Genomic DNA, 24,987 nt, shown 5'->3' on the forward strand with positions numbered 1-24,987 from the left:
AGCACGCCATTTTGTCGTGTATGAAGGAGACGATTTGATGGCATTTTCAAGTGAAGAAGAGCAGTTACGAAAATTTCGTAACGATGAAATTGCTCAGCACTATTTTGAAGTCTTGCGGACTTTGATTTCTAAAAAATCTATTTTTGCTCAAAATATTGGTCTCTATGATGTGGCTGCTTACCTTGGTGAGATTTTCTCTGGTGTTGGTGCAGAGGTGACAATTGACGAGACCTATACGGCACCTTTTGTCTTGGCAAAATTCAAGAGTCCAAATCCAGATGCGAAAACAATTATTTTCTATCAACACTATGATACGGTTCCTGCGGATAATGATCAGCCATGGACAGATGAACCTTTCCGTCTGACTGTTCGTAAGGGCTACATGTATGGTCGTGGTGTTGATGATGATAAGGGGCATATTACAGCTCGTTTGACAGCCCTTCGGAAATATATTCGAGAAGTTGGTGACCTTCCTGTAAATATTACGTTTATGATGGAAGGGGCTGAAGAATCTGCATCAACTGACCTTGAAAAATATTTGGAAAAATACCGAGATGACCTTCTTCCAGCAGACCTATTGGTTTGGGAACAAGGAAATCGAAATAGTAAAGGTCAATTGGAAATCACAGGGGGCAACAAGGGGATTATTACCTTTGACTTGTCTGTCGAGAGTGCTGATGTTGATATCCACTCTAAATTTGGTGCCGTGATTGAATCGGCCTCATGGTACTTGCTCAATGCTATCTCAAGCATGAGAGATGATCAGGGACGTATCCTTATCGACGGCATCTATGAAAAGATTGTCCAACCAAACGAACGAGAGATGGATCTTATTGAAACTTATGCCATTGAAAATGCAGATAGTCTTCGTAAGATTTACGGCTTAAAACTACCCATTTTAGAAAGTGACCGCCGAGCTTTCTTAAAAACTTACTATTTTGAACCTGCCCTTTCCATTGAAGGCATTTCAACAGGTTATCAGGGGCAAGGGGTTAAGACCATCTTACCAGCTCAAGCCAGAGCTAAGATGGAGATGCGTTTGGTCCCTGGCTTGACGCCTGAGTACGTTTTGGAGTGTATCAAGGCTCACCTTAAAAAAGAAGGATTTGACCGTATCAAGGTGACCTTCACTCTTGGTGAAGAAAGTTATCGTAGTGATATGTCTGATCCAGCTATTGTCAATGTTATTGAGTTAGCAAAAGGTTTTTATGAAGAAGGCGTTGCTGTGCTTCCAACGGCAGCAGGTACAGGGCCTATGCATATGATTCATCGGGCTTTGGGTGTTCCTATGGCAGCCTTTGGTATAGGGAATGCCAACAGTCGTGACCATGGTGGGGATGAAAATGTCAGCTTAGCAGATTACTACACCCACATTGAACTAATTAAGGAGTTAATTGCAAGTTATGAGTAATGTCATTATTGATTTGAAAAATATTGATATCACCTTTACGCAGAAACGCCGCACTATTCAAGCGGTTAAGGATGTGTCTATCCAGATTGAAAAAGGTGATATTTACGGAATTGTTGGTTATTCAGGGGCTGGTAAATCTACCCTTGTGCGTGCTATCAATCTTTTGCAAGTGCCTACAGCTGGTAAAATCACTATCGGTAAAGATGTGACTTTTGCAGATGGTAAGGTCCAATTGTCGACAAAAGAATTGCGTCAGAAACGTCAAATGATTGGGATGATTTTCCAACACTTTAACCTTATGGCTCAAAAGACGGCTTATGAAAATGTAGCCTTTGCCCTTCGTCATTCTAAACTAAGCAATGAAGAGAAAGACAAAAAAATTCGTGGTCTTTTGGAATTGGTTGATTTGGCTGATCGTGCGGAAAACTATCCTGCACAATTGTCAGGTGGTCAAAAACAACGTGTAGCGATTGCCCGTGCCTTGGCTAATGATCCTGAAATCTTGATTTCAGATGAGTCTACATCAGCTCTTGACCCTAAAACAACTAAGCAAATTCTTTCACTTTTGCAGGATTTGAATAAAAAACTTGGCTTGACAGTGGTTATGATTACCCATGAAATGCAAATTGTTAAAGATATTTGTAACCGTGTTGCCGTTATGCAAAATGGTCAACTTTTGGAAGAGGGCAGTGTCCTTGATATCTTCTCAAATCCTCAAGAAGATTTGACACAAGAATTTATTGAAACTGCATCAGGGATTGAAGATGCCTTGGCTAAGATTAATGCACAACCTTTGGTGAAAAACTTACCAAGCTCAGCCCTTCTCGTTCAACTTAAATATGCTGGTTCTTTAACAGATGAGCCACTCTTGACCGAACTTTTCAAAGAGTACGGCGTTTCAAGTAACATCCTTTATGGTAACGTTGAGATTCTAGGTGATACTCCTGTTGGTGAATTGGTCGTTGTCTTGGATGGTGAAGCGGATCAGGTTCTTGCTGCTCAAAAAGCGATTGAAAATGCAGGTGTCAGCTTACAAGTACTTAAGAAAGGAGCCCAATAATGGCAGATTGGATTCAACAAAACTTTCCAGATATTTATCGTATCGGTATGCAGGGGGTTAACTCTTGGCCAGACGCCATCTATGCGACTCTCTACATGACGGTTATTTCCTTCATCATTGGGGGACTTCTTGGTCTTGTTATGGGGCTCTTCTTGGTATTGACAGGTCCTCGTGGAGTCATTGAAAATAAATTTGTTTTCCAAATCTTGGATAAAATCACTTCAATCTTTCGTGCCATTCCTTTCATCATCCTCTTGGCGATTTTGAAAGGGTTCACTTACTTTATCGTAGGGACTAACCTCGGTATGACGGCAGCCTTGGTTCCATTGTCAGCTGCAACCTTCCCATTCTTTGCACGTCAAGTACAGGTGGTACTTGCAGATCTTGACCGTGGCGTTATTGAAGCAGCACAAGCTAGTGGTGCGACACTTTGGGATACGATTAAGGTTTACCTTGGTGAAGGTCTACCTGAGTTGGTTCGTGTATCAACCGTAACTCTGATTTCCCTAGTCGGTGAAACTGCAATGGCTGGTGCTATCGGTGCCGGTGGTCTTGGTTACATCGCCATCTATTATGGATATAACCGTTCTAGTACATCAGTTACCATTTTGGCAACTTTCTTGATTTTGATTTTGATTTTCCTTATCCAATTCTTGGGTGATTTCTTGACACGTAAATTGAGTCATAAATAGGATTTGAGAGCCTGTTTGCCACAGGCTTTTCTCATGTCTTGACGATTTCAGATATTTATCATAGTATGGAAGCTATCGAATGCTTTATGGTTGACTAACCATAAAAAAGGAGTTAATAAGTTATGAAACGTTTTATTTCAACTTGGAATAGAACCAGTCTAATTAAGCGTATTGCCATTGGTGTGGTAGTGGGTGCTGTGCTTGGTTTGCTTGTTCCTAAGTTTACGGTTATTGGTCTCTTAGGAGACATGTTTGTTGGTGGTTTGAAGGCAATTGCCCCACTTTTGGTCTTTGCCTTGGTTGCCAATGCCCTTTCCCAAACGCGAGAAGGGCAACAAAGCAACATGAAGACAGTTATTGTTCTTTATCTCTTTGGGACCTTTGCGGCAGCTTTGACGGCTGTTATTTCTCACTATATTTTTCCAATTTCTTTGAAGTTGGGAGCAGCTGCAGCGACTAAAGCGACAGCACCTCAAGGTGTGGGAGAAGTCTTTAAAGATTTATTGCTTAAGATGGTGGATAACCCTGTCAATGCCTTGGCTCAAGCTAACTATATTGGTGTTTTGGTATGGGCAGTTGTCTTTGGTTTTGCCATGCGAGCAGCTAGCAATCACACGAAGGATTTGCTTAATACCTTGGCAGAAGTGACTTCACAAATCGTTCGTTGGATTATCAACTTGGCCCCATTTGGTATCCTTGGTCTTGTCTTTAATACTATTTCTGAGAATGGTGTTGGTGTTTTGGCAGATTATGGGGTCCTAATCCTTGTTTTAGTGGGAACAATGGCCTTTGTTGCCTTGGTTGTTAATCCAATCATTGCTTTTGTGATGATGGGCAAAAATCCTTTCCCACTAGTTTTCCGTTGTTTGAAAGACTCTGGGATTACAGCCTTCTTTACTCGCTCGTCAGCAGCCAATATTCCAGTTAACCTTCAACTTTGTAAGGATCTTGGTTTGAATCCTGATACCTATTCGGTTTCTATCCCTTTGGGGTCAACTATTAATATGGCTGGAGCAGCCGTGACAATCAATGTCTTAACGCTTGCTGCAGTAACGACTTTGGGGATTCAGGTCGACTTTGCGACAGCACTCATTCTTAGTGTGGTTTCAGCTATTTCTGCTTGTGGTGCCTCAGGTATTGCTGGAGGATCCCTCCTATTAGTGCCGGTAGCATGTAGCCTCTTTGGTATCTCAAATGATTTGGCCATGCAGGTTGTCGGTGTCGGCTTTATCGTAGGTGTCATCCAAGACTCTTGTGAAACAGCCCTTAATTCTTCAACAGACGTTCTCTTTACAGCAGTAGCAGAAAAGAGCCGTTGGAAGAAAGCATAGCTAATTGTATAAGGTCGGCCTATTTGGCTGGCTTTTTGATTTAGAGAAAACATAGTCAAAGACTATAGCTAGCTCAAGAATCTATCATCTTTAAAAAGCCCTTAAAATATGGTAAAATAAACCGTTCAAAGAGAAAAGGTGAAACATTTATGACTAATAATTTATTGGTGCTTCAATCAGACTTTGGTTTGGTTGACGGTGCTGTTTCGGCCATGATTGGTGTGGCCCTTCAAGAAGAACCTAGTTTGGGAGTTCATCACCTGACACATGATATTACCCCCTACAACACTTTTGAGGCTTCTTATCGTCTGTTTCAGACCGTTGAATACTGGCCTGAGGGGACAACCTTTGTTTCGGTAGTTGATCCGGGTGTAGGTTCCTCACGTAAAAGTGTGGTTGCCTTAACAAAGACGGGGCAATATATCGTCACACCAGATAACGGGACACTTTCTTATATCAAGAAGGTTGTTGGTATCGTTGCTGTTCGTGAGATTTCCGAGGTTGAGAATCGTCGTAGTAATACAGAGCTTTCCTATACCTTCCATGGTCGTGATGTTTATGCCTATACAGGTGCCAAATTAGCTTCTGGTCATATCAGTTTTGAAGAAGTTGGTCCTGAGTTACCTGTGGATAAAATTCTAGAACTTCCAGTGGTTGAAACCATCATAGAGGATAGTTTGGTTCGTGGGGCGATTGACATTTTAGACGTCCGTTTCGGCTCTCTTTGGACCTCTATCACACGTGATGACTTTTACGCGTTGGAACCAAACTTTGGTGATCGATTCGAAGTGACCATCTTTAACAATGATATGTTGGTCTACCAAAACCAAGTTACCTATGGGAAATCTTTTGCGGATGTTCGTATCGGTCAGCCAATTATTTATATCAATTCCCTCTATCGTGTTGGCTTAGCCATTAACCAAGGGTCTTTTGCCAAGGCCTATAATGTTGGCGTAGGGTCTAACTGGCACATTGAAATTAAACGTTTAGGAGATTAAAGTAAGATTATGAAAAATAATTCAATTCGTACAGTAGTTGCGACAGGTATTGGTGCAGCACTATTTATTATCATTGGTATGTTTGTTAATATCCCTATTTTTGGGAATACTAGCATCCAACTTCAGTATGCTGTTCAAGCCCTATTCTCAGTGATTTTTGGGCCTATTACAGGTTTCTTTATGGGCTTCATTGGGCATGCGCTTAAAGATGGCATCCAATACGGAAATATCTCATGGGCTTGGGTACTTGCAAGTGCTATTACAGGTCTTGTAATTGGTCTATTCAACAAAAAATATGATGTGACAACTGGCAAGTTTTCTTTGATGAGTATGATTTGGTTTAACCTAGCACAAGCATTGGCCCTTCTTATTGCGTATGGTATCGTTACCCCTATTGGTGATAGATTCCAATTTGCACAAGCCTGGTCATACCTTTATGCACAAAGTTTTGTAGCTGGCGTAGCTAACTTTATTACAATTGCAATTGGAGGAACCCTCCTTCTTGCAATCTATGCTAGCTCACGTACACAATCTGGTAGTCTTACCAAAGACTAGCATGAATCATAGGAGAGTGGGACTGTCAGTTTGTTTTGATACCTCCTCTCTTTTTTAGTAGAAACATGGATAAATACATTAGTTTTAATCAGTTTACATTTCAATATGATGCGCAAGCAGAAGCGACGCTTAAAGATATCAGCTTTGATATTGCTAAGGGCGAGAAAGTCCTCATCTTAGGTCCTTCTGGTAGTGGAAAGTCGACCCTAGCTCAGTGTCTCAATGGTATCATACCTAATATTCATAAAGGTCAGGCACAAGGCCAGGTAAGGATAGATGGTCAGGATATTTTCAAGCAATCTATCTATGATAAGTCACAGTTGGTATCGACGGTATTGCAGGATCCAGATGGTCAGTTTATCGGCCTAACAGTAGCCGAGGATTTGGCTTTTGCTTTGGAGAATGATTGTGCTGATCAAAGTGAGATGAAAGATAAGGTAGCCCTCTGGGCTGAGCGTCTAGACTTGACTTCTCTTTTGAATCACCGCCCTCAAGATTTATCAGGTGGCCAAAAGCAACGAGTCAGTTTGGCTGGAGTCTTGATTGATGAGAGTCCTATTCTTTTATTTGATGAGCCTCTGGCGAATTTAGATCCTAAATCAGGACAGGAAACCATTGATCTCATTGATAAGATCCACAAGGAGGTGGGAGCTACGACGATTATTATTGAGCATCGCCTAGAAGATGTTCTTTATCGTCCCGTTGACCGCATTTTACTGGTTAATGATGGAGAGCTCCTCTTTAATGGTAGCCCAGATGAGCTTTTATCGAGCACACTCTTGTTAGAAAATGGGATTCGCGAACCTCTATATGTGACGGTTTTACGTCAGTTGGGATTTGACATAAGGAGTGCACAAAATCTTAGTCAATTGGATGCTTTAGACTTATCTGACCTTGCTCTGCCAGACAGAGTTTTGAAAGATAAAAAAGACAGTTCGAGTGATTCTATTTTGAAGGTTGAGGGGCTTAGTGTTTCCTATGGAGATAATCCAGCAATTATAGAGGATCTGTCCTTTAGCTTGAAAAAAGGTGAGCGACTAGCGATTGTCGGTAAAAATGGGGCTGGGAAGTCGACGCTTGCCAAGGCTCTATGCGGTTTTGTCCCTAGTCAAGGGAAATTAACTTACAAGGGTCAGGATATTAGTCAGGATAGCATCGCCGAGCGTTCAGAACGTATAGGCTTTGTTTTGCAAAACCCAAATCAGATGATTAGCCAAACTATGATTTTTGATGAGGTCGCTCTTGGTTTGCGTTTGCGAGGTATTGAAGAGGCTGAGGTTGAAGAGCGTGTTCATGAGGTCTTGAAGACTTGTGGTCTCTATAGTTTTCGTAAATGGCCCATTTCTGCGCTTTCCTTTGGTCAGAAAAAGCGCGTGACCATTGCATCTATCTTGGTTTTGAAACCTGAAATCATTATCTTGGATGAGCCAACAGCTGGTCAAGATTACAAGACTTACACAGATATCATGACTTTCTTGGACAGTCTTCAGAAGCAAGGTCATACGATTGTGATGATTACTCATGACATGCAGCTCATGTTGGAATATAGCGATCGTTGTCTCGTTGTGGTTGAGGGTAAAGTCATTGCAGACGACAACCCTGTTACAATTCTTAATCAGAAGGGTTTACTAGAGTCAGCCAATCTCAAGCAGACATCTCTTTATACTTTGGGTCAGAAATTGTCAAGTGATCCAGTAGAAGTAACCCAGTATTATATCGAAAAAGGAGGCCCTAATGTCTAATCGTTTAATTGGTTATCAGTCAGGTCAAGGTTGCCTCTATGATTTGTCTGGGGCAAGTAAGATGCTTTTCTTTATCTTGGTTTCAGTTGCCTGTATGGCAACCTATGACCCACGCTTTATCCTAGCAGTAGGCTTACTTTCCATTTATCTCTTTTATTTGGCTAAGATTCGTTGGAGAGATATTTCTTTTGTTGTTAAGATTATTGGATCCATTGCTCTCTTTAATTTACTTATGGTCTACCTTTTCGCACCTGGTTATGGTGAAGAAATTTACGGGGCAAAGACAGTTCTTATTGAAGGCTGGGGACGTTTCTATCTGACCAGTCAGGAGCTTTTTTACCTTGCAAATCTATTGCTTAAATATTTTTCAACGGTTCCTCTTGCCATCCTATTTCTCATGACTACCCATCCAAGTCAGTTTGCGGCTAGTCTTAATCAAATTGGGATTCCTTATAAATTTGCCTATTCCGTTAGTTTAACCTTGCGTTATATTCCAGATGTCCAAGAAGAATTCTTTACGATTCGTAAGGCTCAGGAGGCTCGTGGTTTGGATTTGTCGCAAAAGGCGGGACTGGTCAAACGTATTCGTGGGAATCTCCAAATTGTTCTTCCTCTAATTTTTTCATCTCTCGAACGAATTGATACCATATCGACAGCTATGGAGCTACGTCGATTTGGTCGCTATAAAAAACGTACCTGGTATGTGCATAAATCTTTGATGAAACAAGATTACCTTGTCATCGTGTCAGCTATTCTTTTATTGGGAATTAGTATAGGATTAATCTTCCTCAATCATGGTCGTTTTTACAATCCGTGGGGATGATATTCTTGGTTTTTAGTAAAAGTATGCTATTAAGCACAACTAAAAACGTTCCAGTCTTGTCCATATGAACGAGATTGGAACGTTTTTGTTATTTCAAATATCCTAAATAATCAAATTTTTCTAGTGTTCGATTGTCAGCGACAACTAGGATGATTCCTTCATCAGGTAGTTTCTTACTTGGGTCAAAGTGAGTGTTTAACTTGCCACTTTTCTCATCTCTAAAACCAATAACATTGACGTTATAATTTTGTCTTAGATTTAAAGTATGCAAGGACTTTCCAGCCCATTCACTAGGAATTTTAAGTTCAATTAAAGCTACGTCATCCTCTAAATGAAAAACATTTGATATGTTATAGCGGAGGATATTTGAAGCCAATTCTTTTGCTGTGCTACGTTCAGGAGTGATGACCCAGTTAGCACCCATTCCGTAAAGGACTTCCTCATAATTGTTATTCGTAGCTTTGGCAATAATATTCTTAATACCAAGTTTTTTGCACTGCAAGAGCGCTAGTGCAGACGATTCTAGGTGTTCTCCAGTTGCAATAATGACTGAGTCGCAAGTATCGATACCAGCAGAACGTAGAAATTCAATGTCAGTAATGTCCCCAACAGCAGCCTTAGTCACCTGATCAGCAAGGGAATCAATTGTTGTAGCATTATTATCTAAGGCAATAACATCTTGTCCAAAAGAGGAGAGTTCGGTTGCAATAGTTTGTCCAAAGATTCCCAAACCAAGGACCCCAATAATTTGTGTTTTCATATAAAATCCTTTCAGAATATTGTCAATTAATAAAATAGTTTAGCCGACTGAAATGTCAGTTGGGGCATAAGAGATATGTTTTTCTTTTTTGGTCATCAAGCTCAAGAGAACAGTGATAGGTCCGACACGGCCAATGAACATCAGAGCCATGATAACGAGGCGTCCTAGGGTATTTAGATTAGGGGTCAAATCCATTGAAACACCAACGGTAGCAATGGCTGATACGCTCTCAAAAAGTAGGCCTAGTGGTGAGAGAGTAGGATTAGTTTCCAGCAAAATAACATAGCCGACAAAGAGCATCGTTAGGAAAAAGAGTATAACTGTGAATGCTTGCAAAATGGTTTTGTTAGATATAATACGGTTTCGAAAAACCACGCTCGAGTTACCAGATAGCTCTGACTTAAAAAGTAGGAACATGATAGAGGCAGTTGTCACCTTGATACCACCCGCAGTTCCTCCAGGACCACCCCCAATAATCATTTGAATCATAAAAAGAAGATTTGTGGAGAAATCTGCATTGGTATAGGAAATAGTTGCAAAGCCAGCGGTACGCATGGTTACAGTCTGAAAGAAACTTACCAGAAGTTGTTGCCAGACATTGAGAGTACCGATTGTCTTAGAGTTATCCATTTCCAGTAACCAAGCAAGCAGTGTTCCTCCTAATAGGAGACAACCCGTACTTATAAGCACAAGACGGCTTTGATTACTGAAAGGTCTCCAAGCTAATTTCCAATTCCTTGGACGATCTTTAATATAACGTCTTATTAGTTGAATCAAATCAATCCAAACTGCAAATCCCAAGCTTCCAGACATGATGAGAAAAGCTACAGCAAGGTTAATGGTTGGATTGGTTGCATAATCTTGTAAACTGTTAGAACCTAAGTTATCAAATCCAGCATTACAAAAGGCAGAGACAGCTAGAAAGAGACTATTAAAGATGCCATGACCAAGTCCAAAACGAGGAATGAAGTCAGTCATAATCACGAGTGCTGCTAAAGCTTCAATAGAAAAAGTTATTTTATAGACCATAAAAAGATAAGCCTTCAAATCTTTTTGGTTATCCCTACTAAGTGCGGATTGAAGGAGATCTTGATCGCTCAGTCCTAATTTATTTTTAAGGGTATAGGTACTAAAGGCTATAAGAGAGACTAGTCCAAGTCCTCCCGTCTGCATGAGAAACATAGAGAGAATTTGACCAAGACCATTGTATGCCTTACTGACCGGGACAACAGAAAGTCCAGTTACACAGACCATTGACACAGTATTGAAGAGATGGTCTAGGTAGCTTGTTTCTGGACTGTTAGCATAGTGGCTTATGGGAAGGCTAAGTAAAATACTCCCCACTATAATGACAAAGACAAAGCTGAGCACAAGCTTTTGCGTGACAGAAAGACGATTTATCAATGAAAACCTCCGAGTTATCATAAGAATAAATAATAATCCAAGGAGCAAGAAGCATCCTTGGATAAATGTTATAACGGCTTCTTGTTAGGCATCCCAGCACGACGTGGGTACTTATTTGGGGTTTCTTTTTTCTTATCGACAATGGTGATATTACGTCCATCCCCATTTGGCAATTTATAGTTCTCATTGAGAATAGGTTTGGCAAAAAGCAAGTTCAAGGCATTTTTAGCATCGGCTAGCTCTTCGTCAGCTGCTGCAGCTTTAAGTGCAATAAGTTGTCCACCCACCTTTAAGAAAGGAATGGTCAATTCTGAGAGAACCTGCATGCGTGCAACAGCACGGGCAGTTACAATATCAAACTGAGCACGGAAGCCCTTGTCTTGTCCAAAATCCTCTGCACGTCCATGATAGAAGTGAACACCGCTGAGCTCAAGTTCATCGGCCAAGAGATTAAGGAAATTGATGCGTTTATTAAGAGAGTCAATGATAGTCACATCAAGTTCAGGACAAAGGATTTTCATAGGGAGACTTGGAAATCCAGCTCCAGCTCCGATATCGAGAAGTCGAATAGTCTGATTTTTAATATGTCCTTGGAGAACAGGAGCTAGGGAATCGTAGAAATGTTTGAGGTAGACCTCGTCTCTTTCTGTGATTGCAGTAAGATTGATCTTTTCGTTCCATTCTACCAAGAGCTCAAAGTAGCGTTGGAATTGGTCTTTTTGTTTTTGGCTGAGATCGAACCCTAGTTCTTTCAAAGCCTTGTAAAAATCTTCAGGTGTCATTTTATATTCCTTTTATCTAGTTTCAATGCTCTTATTTTACCATAATTAAGAGCTTTCATCTAACGCTATAAGACAGATGGAAACTAGGTCTGAATAAGTTTCTCATTAGCTGTGAAAAAAGTTCTAAGTTTAAGAAATATGTAATATTAAAGGTGTTATTTTTTCTTAAAAATTTGATATAATACTAATTAAGTCTAAAATCATAATCATGCTCTCTAATGAAAAGTGAATGTGGGGGATTATGGTCTTGTGGATTGAAAATAGATCCCTATGGGGAAATTTAATTTGAGGATTAAAAATGATTTATCTTTCAGAAGTTAGAAAGTCTCCAGAAGGGCTCGCCTTTAACGAAGCACCTTCTTTGTTGGAGTCTATTAAAGAACGCTATGATCAAGTTTTAAATCTTGAACAGATTCAAGCAAGTGGGCATGTAGCCTATGACAATGGTTTGTACCTTTTGGATTATCAACTTAGCTATGATATTACCTTGCCATCTAGCCGTTCACTTGAACCTGTGACCCTTAGTTTTAACTATCCGGTTTCAGAAACCTTTATACAAGAGGCAGATGCTGCTCTGCAAAAAGAATTAGTCGAAGAAAATCTAGTTCTTATCTTGGATGGGGATACTATTAATCTTGATGAGAGTATTCTAGATAATATTCTTCTTAATATTCCTTTGAGAGTACTAACACCTGAGGAAGAATCAGGACAAATTTCGCTCTCTGGGAATGACTGGGAAGTCTTGTCAGAAGAGGATTTTGCCGCTCTTCAACAGGAGAAAAAAGAGGCAAGTAATCCCTTTGCCCAATTGAACGGTCTCTTTGATGAAAATTAATTCAAAAAAACAAACTAAAAATGTTTGACAATTTTAAAAATCTGTATTATTATATCATTAGAAGTTAATTTTCGGATTTATTCATTGGGTAAATCTACAGACTTTTTAAGGGAAATGGAAGTCAAAAAATTTTAAGAAAGTGGTAAATACTTATTATGAGCAAACGCATTTTGATTGTTGAAGATGAGAAAAACCTTGCTCGTTTTGTCTCTCTTGAACTTCAACACGAAGGATACGACGTTGTGACAGCAGACAACGGACGCGAAGGACTTGAAATGGCACTCGAGAAAGATTTCGATCTTATTCTCTTGGACCTTATGTTGCCTGAGATGGACGGTTTTGAAGTAACACGTCGTCTCCAACAAGAAAAAGATACTTATATTATGATGATGACAGCTCGCGATTCAATCATGGACATTGTTGCTGGTTTGGACCGCGGTGCTGATGACTATATTGTAAAACCATTTGCGATTGAAGAATTGTTGGCACGTATCCGTGCAACCTTCCGTCGCCAAGATATCGAATCTGCTAAGAATGCACCAGCAAAAGCATCAACTTATCGTGATTTGAAATTGGATGTTCAAAACCGTACAGTTGTTCGTGGTGATGAAGCAATTCCATTGACAAAACGTGAGTTTGATTTGTTGAACACACTTTTGAGCAATATGAACCAAGTGATGACCCGTGAGGAACTCTTGCTTCAAGTTTGGAAATATGATGACGCCATCGAAACAAACGTGGTAGATGTTTATATTCGTTATTTGCGTGGAAAAATCGACGTTCCAGGTAAGGAATCATATATTCAAACAGTACGAGGAATGGGTTACGTTATCCGTGAAAAATGAGTAAATTACAAGATAAATTATTTGGTAAAGTAACCATTAGAAAAAAGTTGACCATGACAACTGCTGTGGTCTTCTTTCTTGTATTGTCGTTGTTCACTCTGGTTGTTATTTTTTCAGCTAATACGCTTCTTTTGCAACGTGAACGTCAAAATGTAAACACTACAATCGCAAAAGTTGTTACTTACATCGAAAAGGATTGGGATTCGGATGAAGAATTAAGTCCAGAACCGCTCTTAGCGGCTCTTTATTCGCCTAAAAATATCTATGCATCAATTATTAATGGCGTACTTTCTGAAAAGCACTCTTTGGATGGTCAAGTTGCAATTTCTAATAAATTATATTCAAATCAGTCAGTTTTTGTGTATGACAAAAAAAGAACCTTTATCTTTACTTCTGAGGAGAATACAGATTCGCCTCCCGGTATGTCCGAGGTAAACAAACTGAAGTCAGTATCCTATAAAGGAAAGCGTGGTTTCTTACTACAAGTTCCAATTTACGGTAAGGATAAAAAGACCATCGTTGGCTATGCCCAGATTTTCCATGATTTGGAATTCTACTATGCTCTTAAAGAGCGTTTGGTTTTCTTGTTGATTTTCCTAGAAGTGGGGATGACTGTCCTAGTTATCGCAGCAACTGTAGTTGTCTTGACATCTATTCTTCGTCCGATGAGACAGTTGCACGAAACGATGGGAGTTATTACCGATTCGCCAAGTGATTTGGAACTTCGTTCTAAGATTGAAAGTCACGATGAAATTGGTGATTTGGCGGTTAACTTTAACCGCATGATGGATAAAATTCAAGAAAATAATCAGATGCAGATGCGTTTCTTGAGTGACGTCAGTCATGAATTGCGTACGCCGATTGCGGTTATCAAGGGGCATATGGACCTCTTGCAACGTTGGGGTAAAAATGACCCTGAGATTCTTGAAGAAAGTCTTGAGGCTGCAAGTCACGAGGCCAACCGTATGACGATTATGATTAATGATATGTTGGATTCTATCCGTGTCAAAGGATCATTTGAAAATCATAGAAACGATACTTGTGATTTGAATTCTTCAATCCGTACGGTTATTGGGAACTTCCGTGTCTTGCATGAAGATTATCAATTTTATCTCAATGATTTCGAAAGTTCAGAGCGTCTAGCACAGATTTATAGTCAGCACTTTGAACAGGCGATCACCATTTTGATTGATAATGCGGTCAAGTATTCGCCTGTCAATAAGGAAATACAGGTTACTATTAAAGCATTGGAAGATGAAATGTTGGTACAAGTGCAAGATAACGGTGAGGGGATTTCAAAAGAAGATATCAATCATATTTTTGAACGTTTCTATCGTTCAGATAAGGCACGTAACCGTACAACAACTCAATCTGGTGTTGGTATTGGTTTGTCAATCCTTTATCAAATTGTGGAAGCTTATCGCTGCCGTATTGATGTTAGTTCTGAACTTGGTGTTGGAACACGTTTCGACCTTTACATTCCATTTGCAGATCGAGAAACGACGATACCTCAACTTGAGCTTTAAATCAATTTATAAGAGACTTAGAGTGATTCTTGGTCATGAGCACGCCTCGTTTAGGGCGTGCTTTTTATGTGTTTTTATGGTAAAATAGAGTACCGAATTTCAAAGATTGGTGGTGAAGTGCATGCGTTGTCCAAAATGTCAACATAATAAATCTAGTGTTATCGATAGCCGTCAGGCAGAGGATGGGAATACTATTCGTCGTCGTCGTGAGTGTGATTCTTGTCATGCTCGTTTTACAACATTTGAGCGTGTGGAAGAGGTTCCACTTTTGGTTGTCAAAAAAGACGGTACTCGTGAACAATTCTCTCGCGACAAGATTTTCAATGGTATCTTGATGAGTGCTCAGAAGCGTCCGGTTTCTAGTGAGGATATCGAAAATGCCATCACCCGTATTGAGCAAAACATTCGCCGTAACCATGATGGAGAGGTTGAGAGTGATGTCATTGGGAATTTAGTGATGAAAGAACTCGCTGACCTTGATGAAATTACTTATGTACGTTTTGCCAGTGTCTACCGTTCTTTCAAAGATGTTGATGAGATTGAAGAGTTGCTTCAAGAAATCACCAAGACTGTACGTGCGAAAAAAGAGTCTAAAAAATGAGACCTATTGAAGAATTTGTTTATGTTGGCAATCAGGTTATCGTTCCCGATCAGGCAAGTCTGATGCGTTGCTACTATCCCATTATTGGGGGTGAGGGATACGCTCTCTACCAGTATTTCGTGGCTTTTTATGACAATGGGAATCACCGCCATAAGTTTGCGGCTATTCTGAACCACCTTAACTTTGGAATGCAGCCCCTTCAGGAAGCACTGGCGGTTCTGACAGCAGTAGATCTTTTGGCCCTTTACCAGTCCCCTCAAGGGTTTTATGTTATAGAGCTTAAGTCTCCCTTATCAATTGAACAGTTTTTAAAACATGCCGTTTATAGTTCACTTCTCGAGCAAAAGATTAGTGAACCAGCAGTAGATGCTTTGAAACCTGCAGGTCTACAAGGCTTGCAAGATTTATCTAAACGTTTTTCGGATGTCTTTACCGATGAGCGTTTGGCTCAAAAGTCTGTGTCTGAAATCAAGCCCAAAAATTCATTTGATTTAAGCAGTTTCAGGAATCGTATGCAGGCTGATGGTCTTGTATTTACAGATGAAAAGACAGATGTGCCAGAAATCTATAAATTGTCTGAAACTCATGGCATGAACTGGTATGATACCTATCTCTTAGCGAAAAAGACAGCCGTGAACCACCAGATTATTGTCAAGCGTATGCAGGTGCAATTAGAGCAGGCTCAAGCTCAAACATTGGGTGGTGATTCTGCTTTGACGGAGACGGAGAAAAAGATTCTTAAAGCGGTTAGGTCCGAAAAGCCTATAGATTACTTGCAAAGTGCTAAAGGCCCAAGCGGGACTGTGACTAATTCTGAGAAGCAGATTCTCACGGATTTGGCACAAAGAGGCTTTATGGATGAGGTCATTAACCTCATGGTTGCCTATAGTTTGGGACGGACACGTTCAACGAATGTGAATCGAGAGTATATCTCTAAACTTGCCAACGATTTTGCCTTTAAGAACATCGTCACTGCTGAACAGGGGCTTTTAGCTTTGCGTAGTGGTTATGACAAGAAATCACAGCAAGCAAAAGCTGATTCTAAGAAGAAAACAAATGTGCCGAGCTGGAGTAATCCAGATTATGATAATCAAACCAGTCAGGCTGATCAGGCCAAGTTGGATGAAATTAGACGTCGAGCTTTGGCAAAACTAGAAAAAGGAAAGGAGTAGCCTATGGAAAGAGTTGGACAAACCCTAAACCGAGCAGGGCATCATGGGTCTGGCAATGCAACAGATTTAACGAAGCAAATTTTGGCAGATCCAAGAGTGGCTAGCTTTATTCAAGAGCATAGCCTAAGCCAGGATGAAATCAAGCGTAGTCTTCCTAAGTTTAATCAATTCCTGGTGGAATGCCGTAAGGTCAAAGAAGGTGATGCCTCGTATATTGCCAAGGGGTATGAACCGATTCTGACCATGAATGAAGGCTACGCTGATGTAACCTATAAGGAGACGCGTCAGCTCAAAGAGCAACAAGAACAGCAGGCTATTGCTAAACGGATTAATTTGGTGAGTCTGCCTCAGTCTTATCGTAAGATTACCTTTGCGGACATTGCTCTAGATGATGTGGCTCGTGTTGATACCTTTGAGAGTCTCGTGGATTTTGTGGCGAATTACCCTAGTCCAGACCAGAAAGGCCTCTATATCTACGGAGACATGGGGGTTGGAAAATCCTTCATGTTGGCTGCTATGGCTCATGAACTTTCAGAGACTAAGAAGGTTGCTACGACCATTATTCATTACCCATCTTTTACTATTGATGTTAAAAATGGAATCAAGGATGGTTCTGTCAAGGAACAAATTGATGCTGTCAAACAGGCGGAAGTTTTGGTTCTAGATGATATCGGTGCAGAACAATTCTCTTCTTGGATTAGGGATGATGTTTTGCAAGTTATCCTCCAGCATCGCATGATTGAGGAGCTGCCTACCTTCTTTACGTCTAACTATAGTTTTGCGGATTTAGAAGCAAAGCTATCCAATGGACGTCAAGGAGATGAGACTTGGCAGGCCAAACGTGTGATGGAGCGTATCCGTTTTCTTGCCAAAGAGGTTCACTTGAAGGGTGTTAATCGCCGTTAGGGTGATCCTAATAATGATAAAGAATAAGAGAGTTTGCTTTCCTTGGTGGAAGTGAGACTGCTAATTGAAGAAAGGAATCCCTATTTAATCAGGGACTTAAACATATGACATTACCTACAGTTGCTATCGTGGGTCGCCCAAACGTTGGGAAATCGACCCTATTTAACCGAATTGCGGGTGAACGTATCTCTATCGTCGAAGACGTTGAAGGGGTAACACGTGACCGTATTTATACCTCTGCTGAATGGCTTAATCGCCAGTTTAGCTTGATTGATACTGGTGGTATCGATGATGTTGATGCACCATTTATGGAACAAATTAAGCACCAAGCTGACATTGCCATGACTGAAGCTGACGTTATTGTCTTTGTCGTTTCCGGTAAGGAAGGCGTGACAGATGCGGACGAGTACGTTGCTCGTATTCTCTATAAGACCAACAAGCCAGTTATTTTGGCGGTAAATAAAGTGGATAACCCTGAGATGCGTGCAGATATCTATGATTTTTATTCTCTTGGACTTGGTGATCCTTACCCAGTTTCATCTGTTCACGGTATTGGTACAGGGGATGTTCTCGATGCTATCGTTGAAAACCTTCCAACAGAAGTTGAAGAAGAAAATCCAGATATCATTCGTTTTAGTTTGATTGGACGTCCAAACGTCGGAAAATCAAGCTTGATTAACGCCATTTTGGGCGAGGACCGAGTGATTGCTAGTCCGATTGCTGGTACGACTCGAGATGCCATTGATACAAACTTTGTGGACAGTGAAGGTCAAGAGTATACCATGATTGACACCGCTGGTATGCGTAAATCTGGTAAGGTTTATGAAAATACGGAGAAATACTCTGTCATGCGTTCAATGCGTGCCATTGACCGTTCTGATATCGTCCTTATGGTTATCAATGCCGAAGAAGGTATTCGTGAGTATGACAAGCGTATCGCTGGTTTTGCCCATGAAGCTGGTAAAGGGATTATCATCGTAGTTAACAAATGGGATACGATTAAGAAAGACAATCATACCGTTGCTAATTGGGAAGCAGATATCCGTGATCAGTTCCAATTCTTGAGCTATGCACCAATTATCTTTGTATCGGCTGAGACGAAACAACGTCTTAACAAGTTGCCAGAGATGATTAAACGCATCAGTGAGAGTCAAAACCGTCGTATTTCATCGGCTGTCTTGAATGATGTTATCATGGATGCCATTGCCATCAACCCAACACCAACTGACAAAGGAAAACGCCTTAAGATTTTCTACGGCACACAAGTTTCGGTTAAACCACCAACATTTGTTATCTTTGTCAATGAAGAAGAGCTTATGCACTTCTCATACATGCGTTTCTTGGAAAATCAAATTCGTCAAGCCTTTGGTTTTGAGGGAACACCAATCCATTTAATTGCTCGTAAACGTAAATAAAAAAAGAGACCAACCAGAATAAAATCTTTATGGGTTGGTCTTTTATCATTGTAAGGAGAAAACGATGTTAGAAAATATTCAAGCTTATTTATCTAAACAAGGGGTTAAGTATATCAAACCTGAAAAGGCGGGCCTACACCAGGAAGAGATGGAAGACCTCAAGGCACTTGGTCAAGCAGCTCGTAAGGAAATGCAGGTCTTATCCAAAGCTCTAGAGGAGCGTTTGACACCCTTTAAGATGGATCGTGTCAGTAATTGGGCCAATCAGGCACAAATATGTCGGCCACACTTTTGGTGCTATTATAAGGCACCTGAGGACAGTTTAGACGATGTTGCCATGGCGATTCGGCTCTATGGTCAGCCTAAAGATTGGGGAGTCTCAGTTGAAGTTAGCTTTATCGAACGGAAAAAATCAGATACTACTCTAGCTAAACAACATAAGGTCCTAGACTTACCGATTGCACCCTCTCTATACTATTTTGCCCAGGAAAATGGTGTCAGTCATCGTGTGGAAGGAACTGAAGACAATCGTCAGATGCTTAAAGAAGCAGTTAGAGATAATCGTGTTCGTAAGGTATTGGTTAAATATGATGTTCCTGTGACTACTAGTGAAACAATAGAAGAGTTAGTAGAAAAACTTGCTGATGGATTTGATAAGTTGAAACCCTATTACGAGAAAGCTAATAAAAACTAAAAAATCTCCAGGTTCTTTCTGGAGATTTTCCTTGTTATTTTGGTGCAATCACTTCAGCACCACCCATGTAAGGGCGAAGAACTTCAGGGATAGTTACTGAACCATCTTCGTTTTGGTAGTTTTCAAGGACAGCGGCTACTGTACGTCCAACAGCAAGTCCTGAACCGTTAAGAGTGTGAAGAAGTTTTACTTTACCATCGGCTTCGTCACGGTAACGGATTTGTGCACGACGGGCTTGGAAATCTTCTGTGTTTGAACATGAAGAAATTTCGCGGTAAGTGTTTTGTGCTGGAATCCAAACTTCCAAGTCGTAAGTTTTCGCAGCTGAGAATCCCATATCGCCAGTACACAAAGTGATGACACGGTATGGCAAGTTAAGTTTTTGAAGGATGTTTTCAGCGTTAACTACCATTTTTTCCAATTCATCATATGAGTCTTCAGGTTTTGAGAATTTGACCATTTCAACCTTGTGGAATTGGTGAAGACGAATCAAACCACGTGTGTCACGACCAGCTGAACCAGCTTCTGAACGGAATGAAGGACTCATAGCAGTGAAGTAGATTGGCAATTCTTTACCATCAAGGATTTCACCACGGTAGTAGTTTGTCAAAGGAACTTCGGCTGTTGGGATAAGGACATAGTCAGTACCGTCAAGCTCGAAAGTATCTTCTTTAAATTTTGGATATTGACCAGTACCGAACATTGAGTCGTGGTTAACCATGTAAGGTGTGATCATTTCAGTGTAACCTTCTTTAGCGTGCTCATCCAACATGAAGTTGTAGATTGCACGTTCCAATTTTGCTCCAAGTCCTTTGTAGAAGAGGAAGCGAGAACCAGTGACTTTAGCACCACGTTCCCAATCTAGGATACCAAGGTCTTCCCCAAGATCCCAGTGAGGCTTAATCTCAAAATCAAAGTTACGAGGTGTTCCCCAACGACGAACTTCTACGTTTTCGTCTTCGTCAGCACCTACTGGAACAGAGTCATTTGGTGTATTTGGAAGTGTCACAACGATGGCGTTAAGCTTCTCATCGATAGCAGCAAGTTCTGCATCAATCTCCTTAATTTCTGCAGAGACTTTTTGCATTGCTGCGATTTGTTCGGAAGCATCTTCTTTGTTACGCTTAGCTTGAGCGATACCATCTGAAGCAATGTTACGTTGAGCTTTGAGTTCTTCAGATTTGATAAGAAGTTCACGACGTTTAACATCAAGCTCCTTAAGTTCATTTAAAGTTTCAGCAGCGACACCACGTGTAGCCAATTTTTCGGCAAGGGCATCGAAGTCGTTACGAATACGTTTTACATCTAACATAAGTTCCTCCAAAAAGTAAAACACTCCAGTGAAAATGTTGGAGTGACATAGGCCACGGTTCCATCCAACTTCACAGGAGTGCACTTGTTTATGTTTTTAATTATTAGAAACGGTAGAATTTCGTAGGTTAACCCTACCTGCTCGCAGCAACCGCAGGCTTTCTGTAAGGGTCTAGCTAGTACTTATCCGTCTGTTATATTATACAAAAATTATGATTTTTTGGCAAATAAACCTTTGAGTCGAGCGCCAATAGTTTGAATGAGAGTTGGTAGTTTGACGACTTTTTCATTGCCAAGGTGTTCCCTAGCAATCTTTAGAATTTTCCCAGAATCTTTAGAAGCAAAGAGGAATTTGCTCTTATCTGTCAACACTTCAAAGTGGCGGCTAATTCTCTTTCCTGAGACATTTGCACCGATTTGTGTGATGCTAGTCCATGGAATTTGAATGTATTGCTCGACATTGACATCTGGGTAGAATTCAAGAGCCACATCTCCGATTAGAAATTTACCGACTTTCCCTCCGATAGCCATGTAGGAAACGCCTGTTGTATGCAGTTCAACTGTTTTGTTTAGTGATTGTGCCATATCTATCTCGCTTTTTGATTGTAGTACCTTTATTATAGCATAAGAAAAGAGTTCAGCTTTGCTAAACTCTTACTCTTTTTACATGATTCCGAAGAAGCTTGCAACAATACCAACTACAAAGAGTCCGATGATGATTGTGATTGGTGAAACTTTCTTCTTAAGCAACCACATACATGCAAAAGTAAGGAGAAGTCCCATCAAACCTGGAATCAATGAATCCAATTGTTTTTGGAGGGTATCGACTTGAATCTTATCGAAGCTAAGTTTGTCATTAACTTGGCCGAGGATAGTCTTAAGTTGGTCACCGCTAACATTGCCTTTAGGCCATTCGATATAGGCACCTTTAGACAAAACTTTACCTGGGAGGTTTACAGTGAAGACGATAGATACCCAACGTTCAACAAGGACAGCCAAGATGAACATACCAAGGATTGATGCCCCTTTAGTAATATCTTTCAAGATACCACCAGACATGTCTTTAGTGATTTCTGAACCTGCTTTGTAACCAAGTTCTTGAGTGTACCACAAGAAGGCCATACGGATAAGGTTCCAACCGATGAAGAAGATAAGTGGACCAGCGATGTTCCCAGCTTGTGCCAATGATGCACCGAGGGCACCAAGGATAGGACGAACTGTGAACCAGAAAACAGGGTCACCGATACCGGCAAGAGGTCCCATCATACCGATTTTAACCCCTTGGATAGCAGCATCTTCGATGTCAGTACCGTTAGCTTTTTCTTCTTCAAGAGCCAAGGTAACACCCATGATAGGAGCAGCTACGTAAGGGTGGGTATTGAAGAATTCCAAGTGGCGTTTAAGAGCTGCGGCTTGGTCTTCTTTGTTAGTGTAGAGTTTTTTGATAGCAGGAATGAGTGAGTAAGCCCAACCCAAGTTTTGCATACGTTCATAGTTCCATGAACCTTGCAAGAATTGTGAGCGCCACCAAACCTTTTTACGATCCGCTTGAGATAATTGAATTTTTTCAGCCATGAGAGCACCCCTTCCTAGTAGTCTTCCAAGATATCGCCGATTGGGTCGCCTGAACCAGATGAAGTTCCGCCACCATTTCCGCCACCTTGTTTAGACAGGTTGAGGTAGATGAAGGCAATAGCGACACCGATAGCACCAAGAGCGATAAGTGTCAATTGGCTAATAGCAGCAAAAGCAAAACCGATGGCGAAGAATGGCCAAACTTCACGAGTTGCCATCATGTTGATAACCATGGCGTAACCAACGGCTACGACCATACCACCACCGACAACCATACCGTGGTTGAGCCAGCTAGGCATCAAACCAAGGGCATGTTGAACAGATTCTGCTGGGATAGCAAGAAGAAGGGCAGCTGGCACAGCGATACGCAAACCTTGAAGAAGGAGGGCGAGGTAGTGTGCACGTTCAACACCAGCAATGTTTCCACTTTCTGCAGCTTTATCTGCGGCATGAACAAGGGCAACAGAGGCTGTACGAACAAGCATAGTTAGGAAGAGACCGGCAACCGCAAGTGGGATAGCTGTTGCAGTCGCAACACCGATACCTTCAGTTGTGAAGTTACCACCTTTAACCAAAATAATGGCAGCAGCAACAGAGGCAAGTGCAGCGTCGGGAGCGACAGCGGCACCGATATTAGCCCAAGCAAGGGCGATCATTTGAAGAGAACCACCAAGCATGATACCTGCAGTGAGGTTACCTGTAGCAGCACCGATGAGGGTACATGCAACAAGTGGTTGGTGGAATTGGAATTGGTCAAGGATACCTTCAAGACCAGCAAGGAAGGCAACAACTACGACCAAAATTGCAGAAATAATTGACATATCTGACATGGTAATAATTCCTTTTCTATTGAGTTGTGATTAGCTGAAATAATCAACTAATTTTTCCGAATGAAGATTATTGAACGTTAGCTTTTTTGATAAGGTCAAACAAGTCTTTTTTAGAATCATTTGGTACCTTACGAACGTCGAATTCGACACCAAGGTCACGCAATTTTTCGAAGCAAGCAACATCGTCTTTGTCCATAGACAAAACGTTGTTAACCATTGTTTTACCAGTTGAGTGAGCCATAGAACCAACGTTAAGTTCTTTGATTGGCACGCCACCTTCGATAGCACGAAGTGCGTCTTGAACAGTTTCGAACAAGATAAGCGCGTGTGTGTTACCAAAGCGAGGGTCCTTAGAAGCATCAATCAATTTTTGAATTGGAACAACGTTTGCTTTAACCCCATTTGGTGCTGCTTGTTTGATCAATTCTTTACGAAGCTCATCTTTAGCAACGTCATCTGAAGCAACAATGATACGGTCTGCTTTAGATGCAGGTGTCCAGTTAGTTGCTACCTGACCATGCAAGAGACGTGTGTCCAAACGTGCCAAGTTAATCTTGAGTTTACCATCTCCGATAACTGTCCCTTCTGGGATAGCTCCTTGAGGTGCAGCAGCTTCTACAGGAGCTGCTGTTGTTTCCTCAGCTGGATTAAGCTCCTCTGGAAGTGCCTTGATACCACCCTTAGCTTCCTTGATGATATTAGCAGCAACTTGCTCTGCAGTAGCGTTAGCATCCATCATACGTTCAGTGTATGCTTGGATTAGCATTGGCAAGTTAAGTCCTGTGATGATAGCAATCTTGCGATCTGGATTTTCTCCAGCAATTCGGCTAGCTTGGTTAAATGGTGAACCAGACCAAAGGTCAGCCAAAACAAGAATTTCATCATCAGCATCGAATTGTGCAATAGCGTCGTTGAAGTGAGCGTACAAATCATCAGGACCTTCACTTGGCATGAAAGTTACGACTTGAACTTTCTCTTGGTCTCCAAAAATCATAGAGCCTGATTGGTGGATCCCTTCAGCGAACTTACCATGGCTGGCAATAATAATACCGATACCCATTCGTGTTCTCCTCCTTATAAATTATTTTTTCCTAGGCTTAAAAAGACTATCTCCGATTTTTATCAAGACGCTAAAAAAAGCGTCTCTCAATCTTTTTAAACATAAGAAATCAAGAACGATTATATTCTAAAACGCTTTCAAGAAAATGTCAATAGCTAGTGAGATAAAATTTCAAAAGAAGTCAAACTCTTTCAAAAATGAGCAAAATATTATAAAAAGATTGCCCAATCATTAGATTAGACAATCTTTTTATAATATTCGGAGATTATTTCTTCTTGACAATGAGTCGGAAAAGATTTTTAAAGCCTTGTTTGAGGACAGCGATAAAGCTAGGTGCTTTTCTTAAACTTTCTCGAGGAATTCTTTTTTGAATTTCTTTCAAAGTTATTCGGCTTTTTCGACTGGCAAAACGGAAACGTCCATTTTGCTTAGTGCGGATTTCAAAGCGTGGGATGAATTTACCACCGAAGTAGACATCGGCAATCACATAAGTGATTTCATCCCAAGGAATTTGAACGTAGTCTTGCAACTTCGTATCATTGTAAAATTCGAAGGCCTTATCTCCGACCATGATATTTCCGTAAATAGGCCCTTCACGAAACCAAGTTCCCTTAGTTGTGTGAGCCATTTCGGTATTGAGCGATTTAACCATACCTTGC

General features: G+C 40.9%; 25 protein-coding genes. 16 read left to right on the plus strand and 9 right to left on the minus strand.

The annotated features are described in order from the left end of the window. The first annotated feature begins 37 nt into the window (after nucleotides 1-37). The 8 genes from HMPREF2697_RS01560 to HMPREF2697_RS01595 all read left to right on the plus strand — a co-directional run bounded on the left by HMPREF2697_RS01560 (nucleotide 38) and on the right by HMPREF2697_RS01595 (nucleotide 8,612). Nucleotides 38-1,411 (plus strand): M20/M25/M40 family metallo-hydrolase, encoded by a 1,374-nt coding sequence (locus HMPREF2697_RS01560; protein ID WP_070849342.1) that lies wholly within the window; start codon nucleotides 38-40, stop codon nucleotides 1,409-1,411. Next, complete coding sequence (locus HMPREF2697_RS01565; RefSeq protein WP_070849345.1) at nucleotides 1,404-2,471, plus strand: methionine ABC transporter ATP-binding protein; 1,068 nt, start codon at nucleotides 1,404-1,406, stop codon at nucleotides 2,469-2,471. Before HMPREF2697_RS01560 ends, HMPREF2697_RS01565 begins: the two co-directional genes overlap by 8 nt. Continuing rightward, on the plus strand, nucleotides 2,471-3,163 hold the full coding sequence (locus HMPREF2697_RS01570) for a methionine ABC transporter permease (protein ID WP_002883771.1): 693 nt from the start codon (nucleotides 2,471-2,473) through the stop codon (nucleotides 3,161-3,163). Before HMPREF2697_RS01565 ends, HMPREF2697_RS01570 begins: the two co-directional genes overlap by 1 nt. Before the next feature lie 122 nt (nucleotides 3,164-3,285). Beyond that, nucleotides 3,286-4,494, plus strand: coding sequence for a serine/threonine transporter SstT (gene sstT, locus HMPREF2697_RS01575; protein WP_002886576.1), 1,209 nt, complete (start codon nucleotides 3,286-3,288; stop codon nucleotides 4,492-4,494). Between the two features lie 149 nt (nucleotides 4,495-4,643). Continuing rightward, nucleotides 4,644-5,492, plus strand: coding sequence for an SAM hydrolase/SAM-dependent halogenase family protein (locus HMPREF2697_RS01580; RefSeq protein ID WP_070849348.1), 849 nt, complete (start codon nucleotides 4,644-4,646; stop codon nucleotides 5,490-5,492). Nucleotides 5,493-5,501: 9 nt separating this feature from the next. Further along, on the plus strand, nucleotides 5,502-6,047 hold the full coding sequence (locus tag HMPREF2697_RS01585) for an ECF-type riboflavin transporter substrate-binding protein (RefSeq protein WP_070849350.1): 546 nt from the start codon (nucleotides 5,502-5,504) through the stop codon (nucleotides 6,045-6,047). A 65-nt stretch (nucleotides 6,048-6,112) separates the two neighbouring features. Then, a complete protein-coding gene (locus tag HMPREF2697_RS01590; RefSeq protein WP_070849353.1) occupies nucleotides 6,113-7,789 on the plus strand; it encodes an ABC transporter ATP-binding protein in 1,677 nt (558 codons plus the stop codon). Continuing rightward, a complete protein-coding gene (locus HMPREF2697_RS01595) occupies nucleotides 7,782-8,612 on the plus strand; it encodes an energy-coupling factor transporter transmembrane component T family protein (RefSeq protein ID WP_070849356.1) in 831 nt (276 codons plus the stop codon). The genes HMPREF2697_RS01590 and HMPREF2697_RS01595 overlap by 8 nt, the downstream gene beginning before the upstream one ends. An 88-nt stretch (nucleotides 8,613-8,700) precedes the next feature. On the opposite strand, the gene HMPREF2697_RS01600 is transcribed toward HMPREF2697_RS01595, so the two are convergent. The 3 genes from HMPREF2697_RS01600 to rsmG form a co-directional block, all read right to left on the minus strand. Then, nucleotides 8,701-9,372 (minus strand): potassium channel family protein, encoded by a 672-nt coding sequence (locus tag HMPREF2697_RS01600; RefSeq protein ID WP_014633599.1) that lies wholly within the window; start codon nucleotides 9,370-9,372, stop codon nucleotides 8,701-8,703. A gap of 39 nt (nucleotides 9,373-9,411) precedes the next feature. Next, the gene (locus HMPREF2697_RS01605) at nucleotides 9,412-10,776 is read right to left on the minus strand and encodes a TrkH family potassium uptake protein (RefSeq protein ID WP_083319670.1); all 1,365 of its coding nucleotides are present in this window, start codon (nucleotides 10,774-10,776) and stop codon (nucleotides 9,412-9,414) included. A 68-nt stretch (nucleotides 10,777-10,844) separates the two neighbouring features. Further along, nucleotides 10,845-11,558, minus strand: coding sequence for a 16S rRNA (guanine(527)-N(7))-methyltransferase RsmG (gene rsmG / locus HMPREF2697_RS01610; protein WP_049529060.1), 714 nt, complete (start codon nucleotides 11,556-11,558; stop codon nucleotides 10,845-10,847). A 298-nt stretch (nucleotides 11,559-11,856) separates the two neighbouring features. On the opposite strand from rsmG, the gene HMPREF2697_RS01615 reads away from it, so the two are divergent. From HMPREF2697_RS01615 to HMPREF2697_RS01650, 8 genes are all read left to right on the plus strand, one after another. Next, the gene (locus HMPREF2697_RS01615) at nucleotides 11,857-12,393 is read left to right on the plus strand and encodes a DUF177 domain-containing protein (RefSeq protein ID WP_070579518.1); all 537 of its coding nucleotides are present in this window, start codon (nucleotides 11,857-11,859) and stop codon (nucleotides 12,391-12,393) included. Between the two features lie 155 nt (nucleotides 12,394-12,548). Continuing rightward, complete coding sequence (locus tag HMPREF2697_RS01620) at nucleotides 12,549-13,238, plus strand: response regulator transcription factor (protein ID WP_002886589.1); 690 nt, start codon at nucleotides 12,549-12,551, stop codon at nucleotides 13,236-13,238. Next, a complete protein-coding gene (locus tag HMPREF2697_RS01625; RefSeq protein WP_070849361.1) occupies nucleotides 13,235-14,764 on the plus strand; it encodes a HAMP domain-containing sensor histidine kinase in 1,530 nt (509 codons plus the stop codon). Before HMPREF2697_RS01620 ends, HMPREF2697_RS01625 begins: the two co-directional genes overlap by 4 nt. Nucleotides 14,765-14,885: 121 nt before the next feature. Next, nucleotides 14,886-15,365, plus strand: coding sequence for a transcriptional regulator NrdR (gene nrdR, locus HMPREF2697_RS01630; RefSeq protein ID WP_002886592.1), 480 nt, complete (start codon nucleotides 14,886-14,888; stop codon nucleotides 15,363-15,365). Then, nucleotides 15,362-16,537 (plus strand): DnaD domain protein, encoded by a 1,176-nt coding sequence (locus tag HMPREF2697_RS01635; RefSeq protein WP_013990063.1) that lies wholly within the window; start codon nucleotides 15,362-15,364, stop codon nucleotides 16,535-16,537. The genes nrdR and HMPREF2697_RS01635 overlap by 4 nt, the downstream gene beginning before the upstream one ends. A 3-nt stretch (nucleotides 16,538-16,540) precedes the next feature. Continuing rightward, nucleotides 16,541-17,443, plus strand: a complete 903-nt coding sequence (dnaI, locus tag HMPREF2697_RS01640) for a primosomal protein DnaI (protein ID WP_013990064.1) — start codon at nucleotides 16,541-16,543, stop codon at nucleotides 17,441-17,443. Between the two features lie 104 nt (nucleotides 17,444-17,547). Continuing rightward, nucleotides 17,548-18,858: a ribosome biogenesis GTPase Der gene (gene der / locus HMPREF2697_RS01645; protein WP_002886596.1), complete on the plus strand. Its 1,311-nt coding sequence runs from the start codon at nucleotides 17,548-17,550 to the stop codon at nucleotides 18,856-18,858. Nucleotides 18,859-18,922: 64 nt separating this feature from the next. After that, entirely contained in the window at nucleotides 18,923-19,552 is a 630-nt protein-coding gene (locus tag HMPREF2697_RS01650) for a ribonuclease P (RefSeq protein WP_070579521.1), read from the plus strand. A 34-nt stretch (nucleotides 19,553-19,586) separates the two neighbouring features. Here HMPREF2697_RS01650 and serS read toward each other — a convergent pair whose 3' ends face one another. The 6 genes from serS to HMPREF2697_RS01680 all read right to left on the minus strand — a co-directional run bounded on the left by serS (nucleotide 19,587) and on the right by HMPREF2697_RS01680 (nucleotide 24,980). After that, nucleotides 19,587-20,864 carry a serine--tRNA ligase gene (serS, locus tag HMPREF2697_RS01655; RefSeq protein ID WP_013990066.1) on the minus strand — a complete coding sequence of 426 codons (1,278 nt, stop codon included), beginning with the start codon at nucleotides 20,862-20,864 and terminating at the stop codon, nucleotides 19,587-19,589. 209 nt (nucleotides 20,865-21,073) lie between these two features. After that, nucleotides 21,074-21,448 carry a DUF956 family protein gene (locus HMPREF2697_RS01660; protein ID WP_002883765.1) on the minus strand — a complete coding sequence of 125 codons (375 nt, stop codon included), beginning with the start codon at nucleotides 21,446-21,448 and terminating at the stop codon, nucleotides 21,074-21,076. Nucleotides 21,449-21,526: 78 nt separating this feature from the next. Next, nucleotides 21,527-22,438, minus strand: coding sequence for a PTS system mannose/fructose/sorbose family transporter subunit IID (locus tag HMPREF2697_RS01665; protein WP_002883717.1), 912 nt, complete (start codon nucleotides 22,436-22,438; stop codon nucleotides 21,527-21,529). A 14-nt stretch (nucleotides 22,439-22,452) separates the two neighbouring features. Beyond that, nucleotides 22,453-23,268, minus strand: coding sequence for a PTS mannose/fructose/sorbose transporter subunit IIC (locus HMPREF2697_RS01670; protein ID WP_045768767.1), 816 nt, complete (start codon nucleotides 23,266-23,268; stop codon nucleotides 22,453-22,455). 67 nt (nucleotides 23,269-23,335) lie between these two features. Beyond that, a complete protein-coding gene (locus HMPREF2697_RS01675) occupies nucleotides 23,336-24,328 on the minus strand; it encodes a PTS sugar transporter subunit IIB (protein ID WP_002883770.1) in 993 nt (330 codons plus the stop codon). 265 nt (nucleotides 24,329-24,593) lie between these two features. After that, entirely contained in the window at nucleotides 24,594-24,980 is a 387-nt protein-coding gene (locus tag HMPREF2697_RS01680; RefSeq protein WP_013990069.1) for a DUF956 family protein, read from the minus strand. Nucleotides 24,981-24,987: the final 7 nt, after the last annotated feature.

The sequence above is a fragment of the Streptococcus sp. HMSC064D12 genome (assembly GCF_001837205.1).
In the GTDB taxonomy this organism is placed as follows: Bacteria; Bacillota; Bacilli; order Lactobacillales; family Streptococcaceae; genus Streptococcus; species Streptococcus salivarius_D.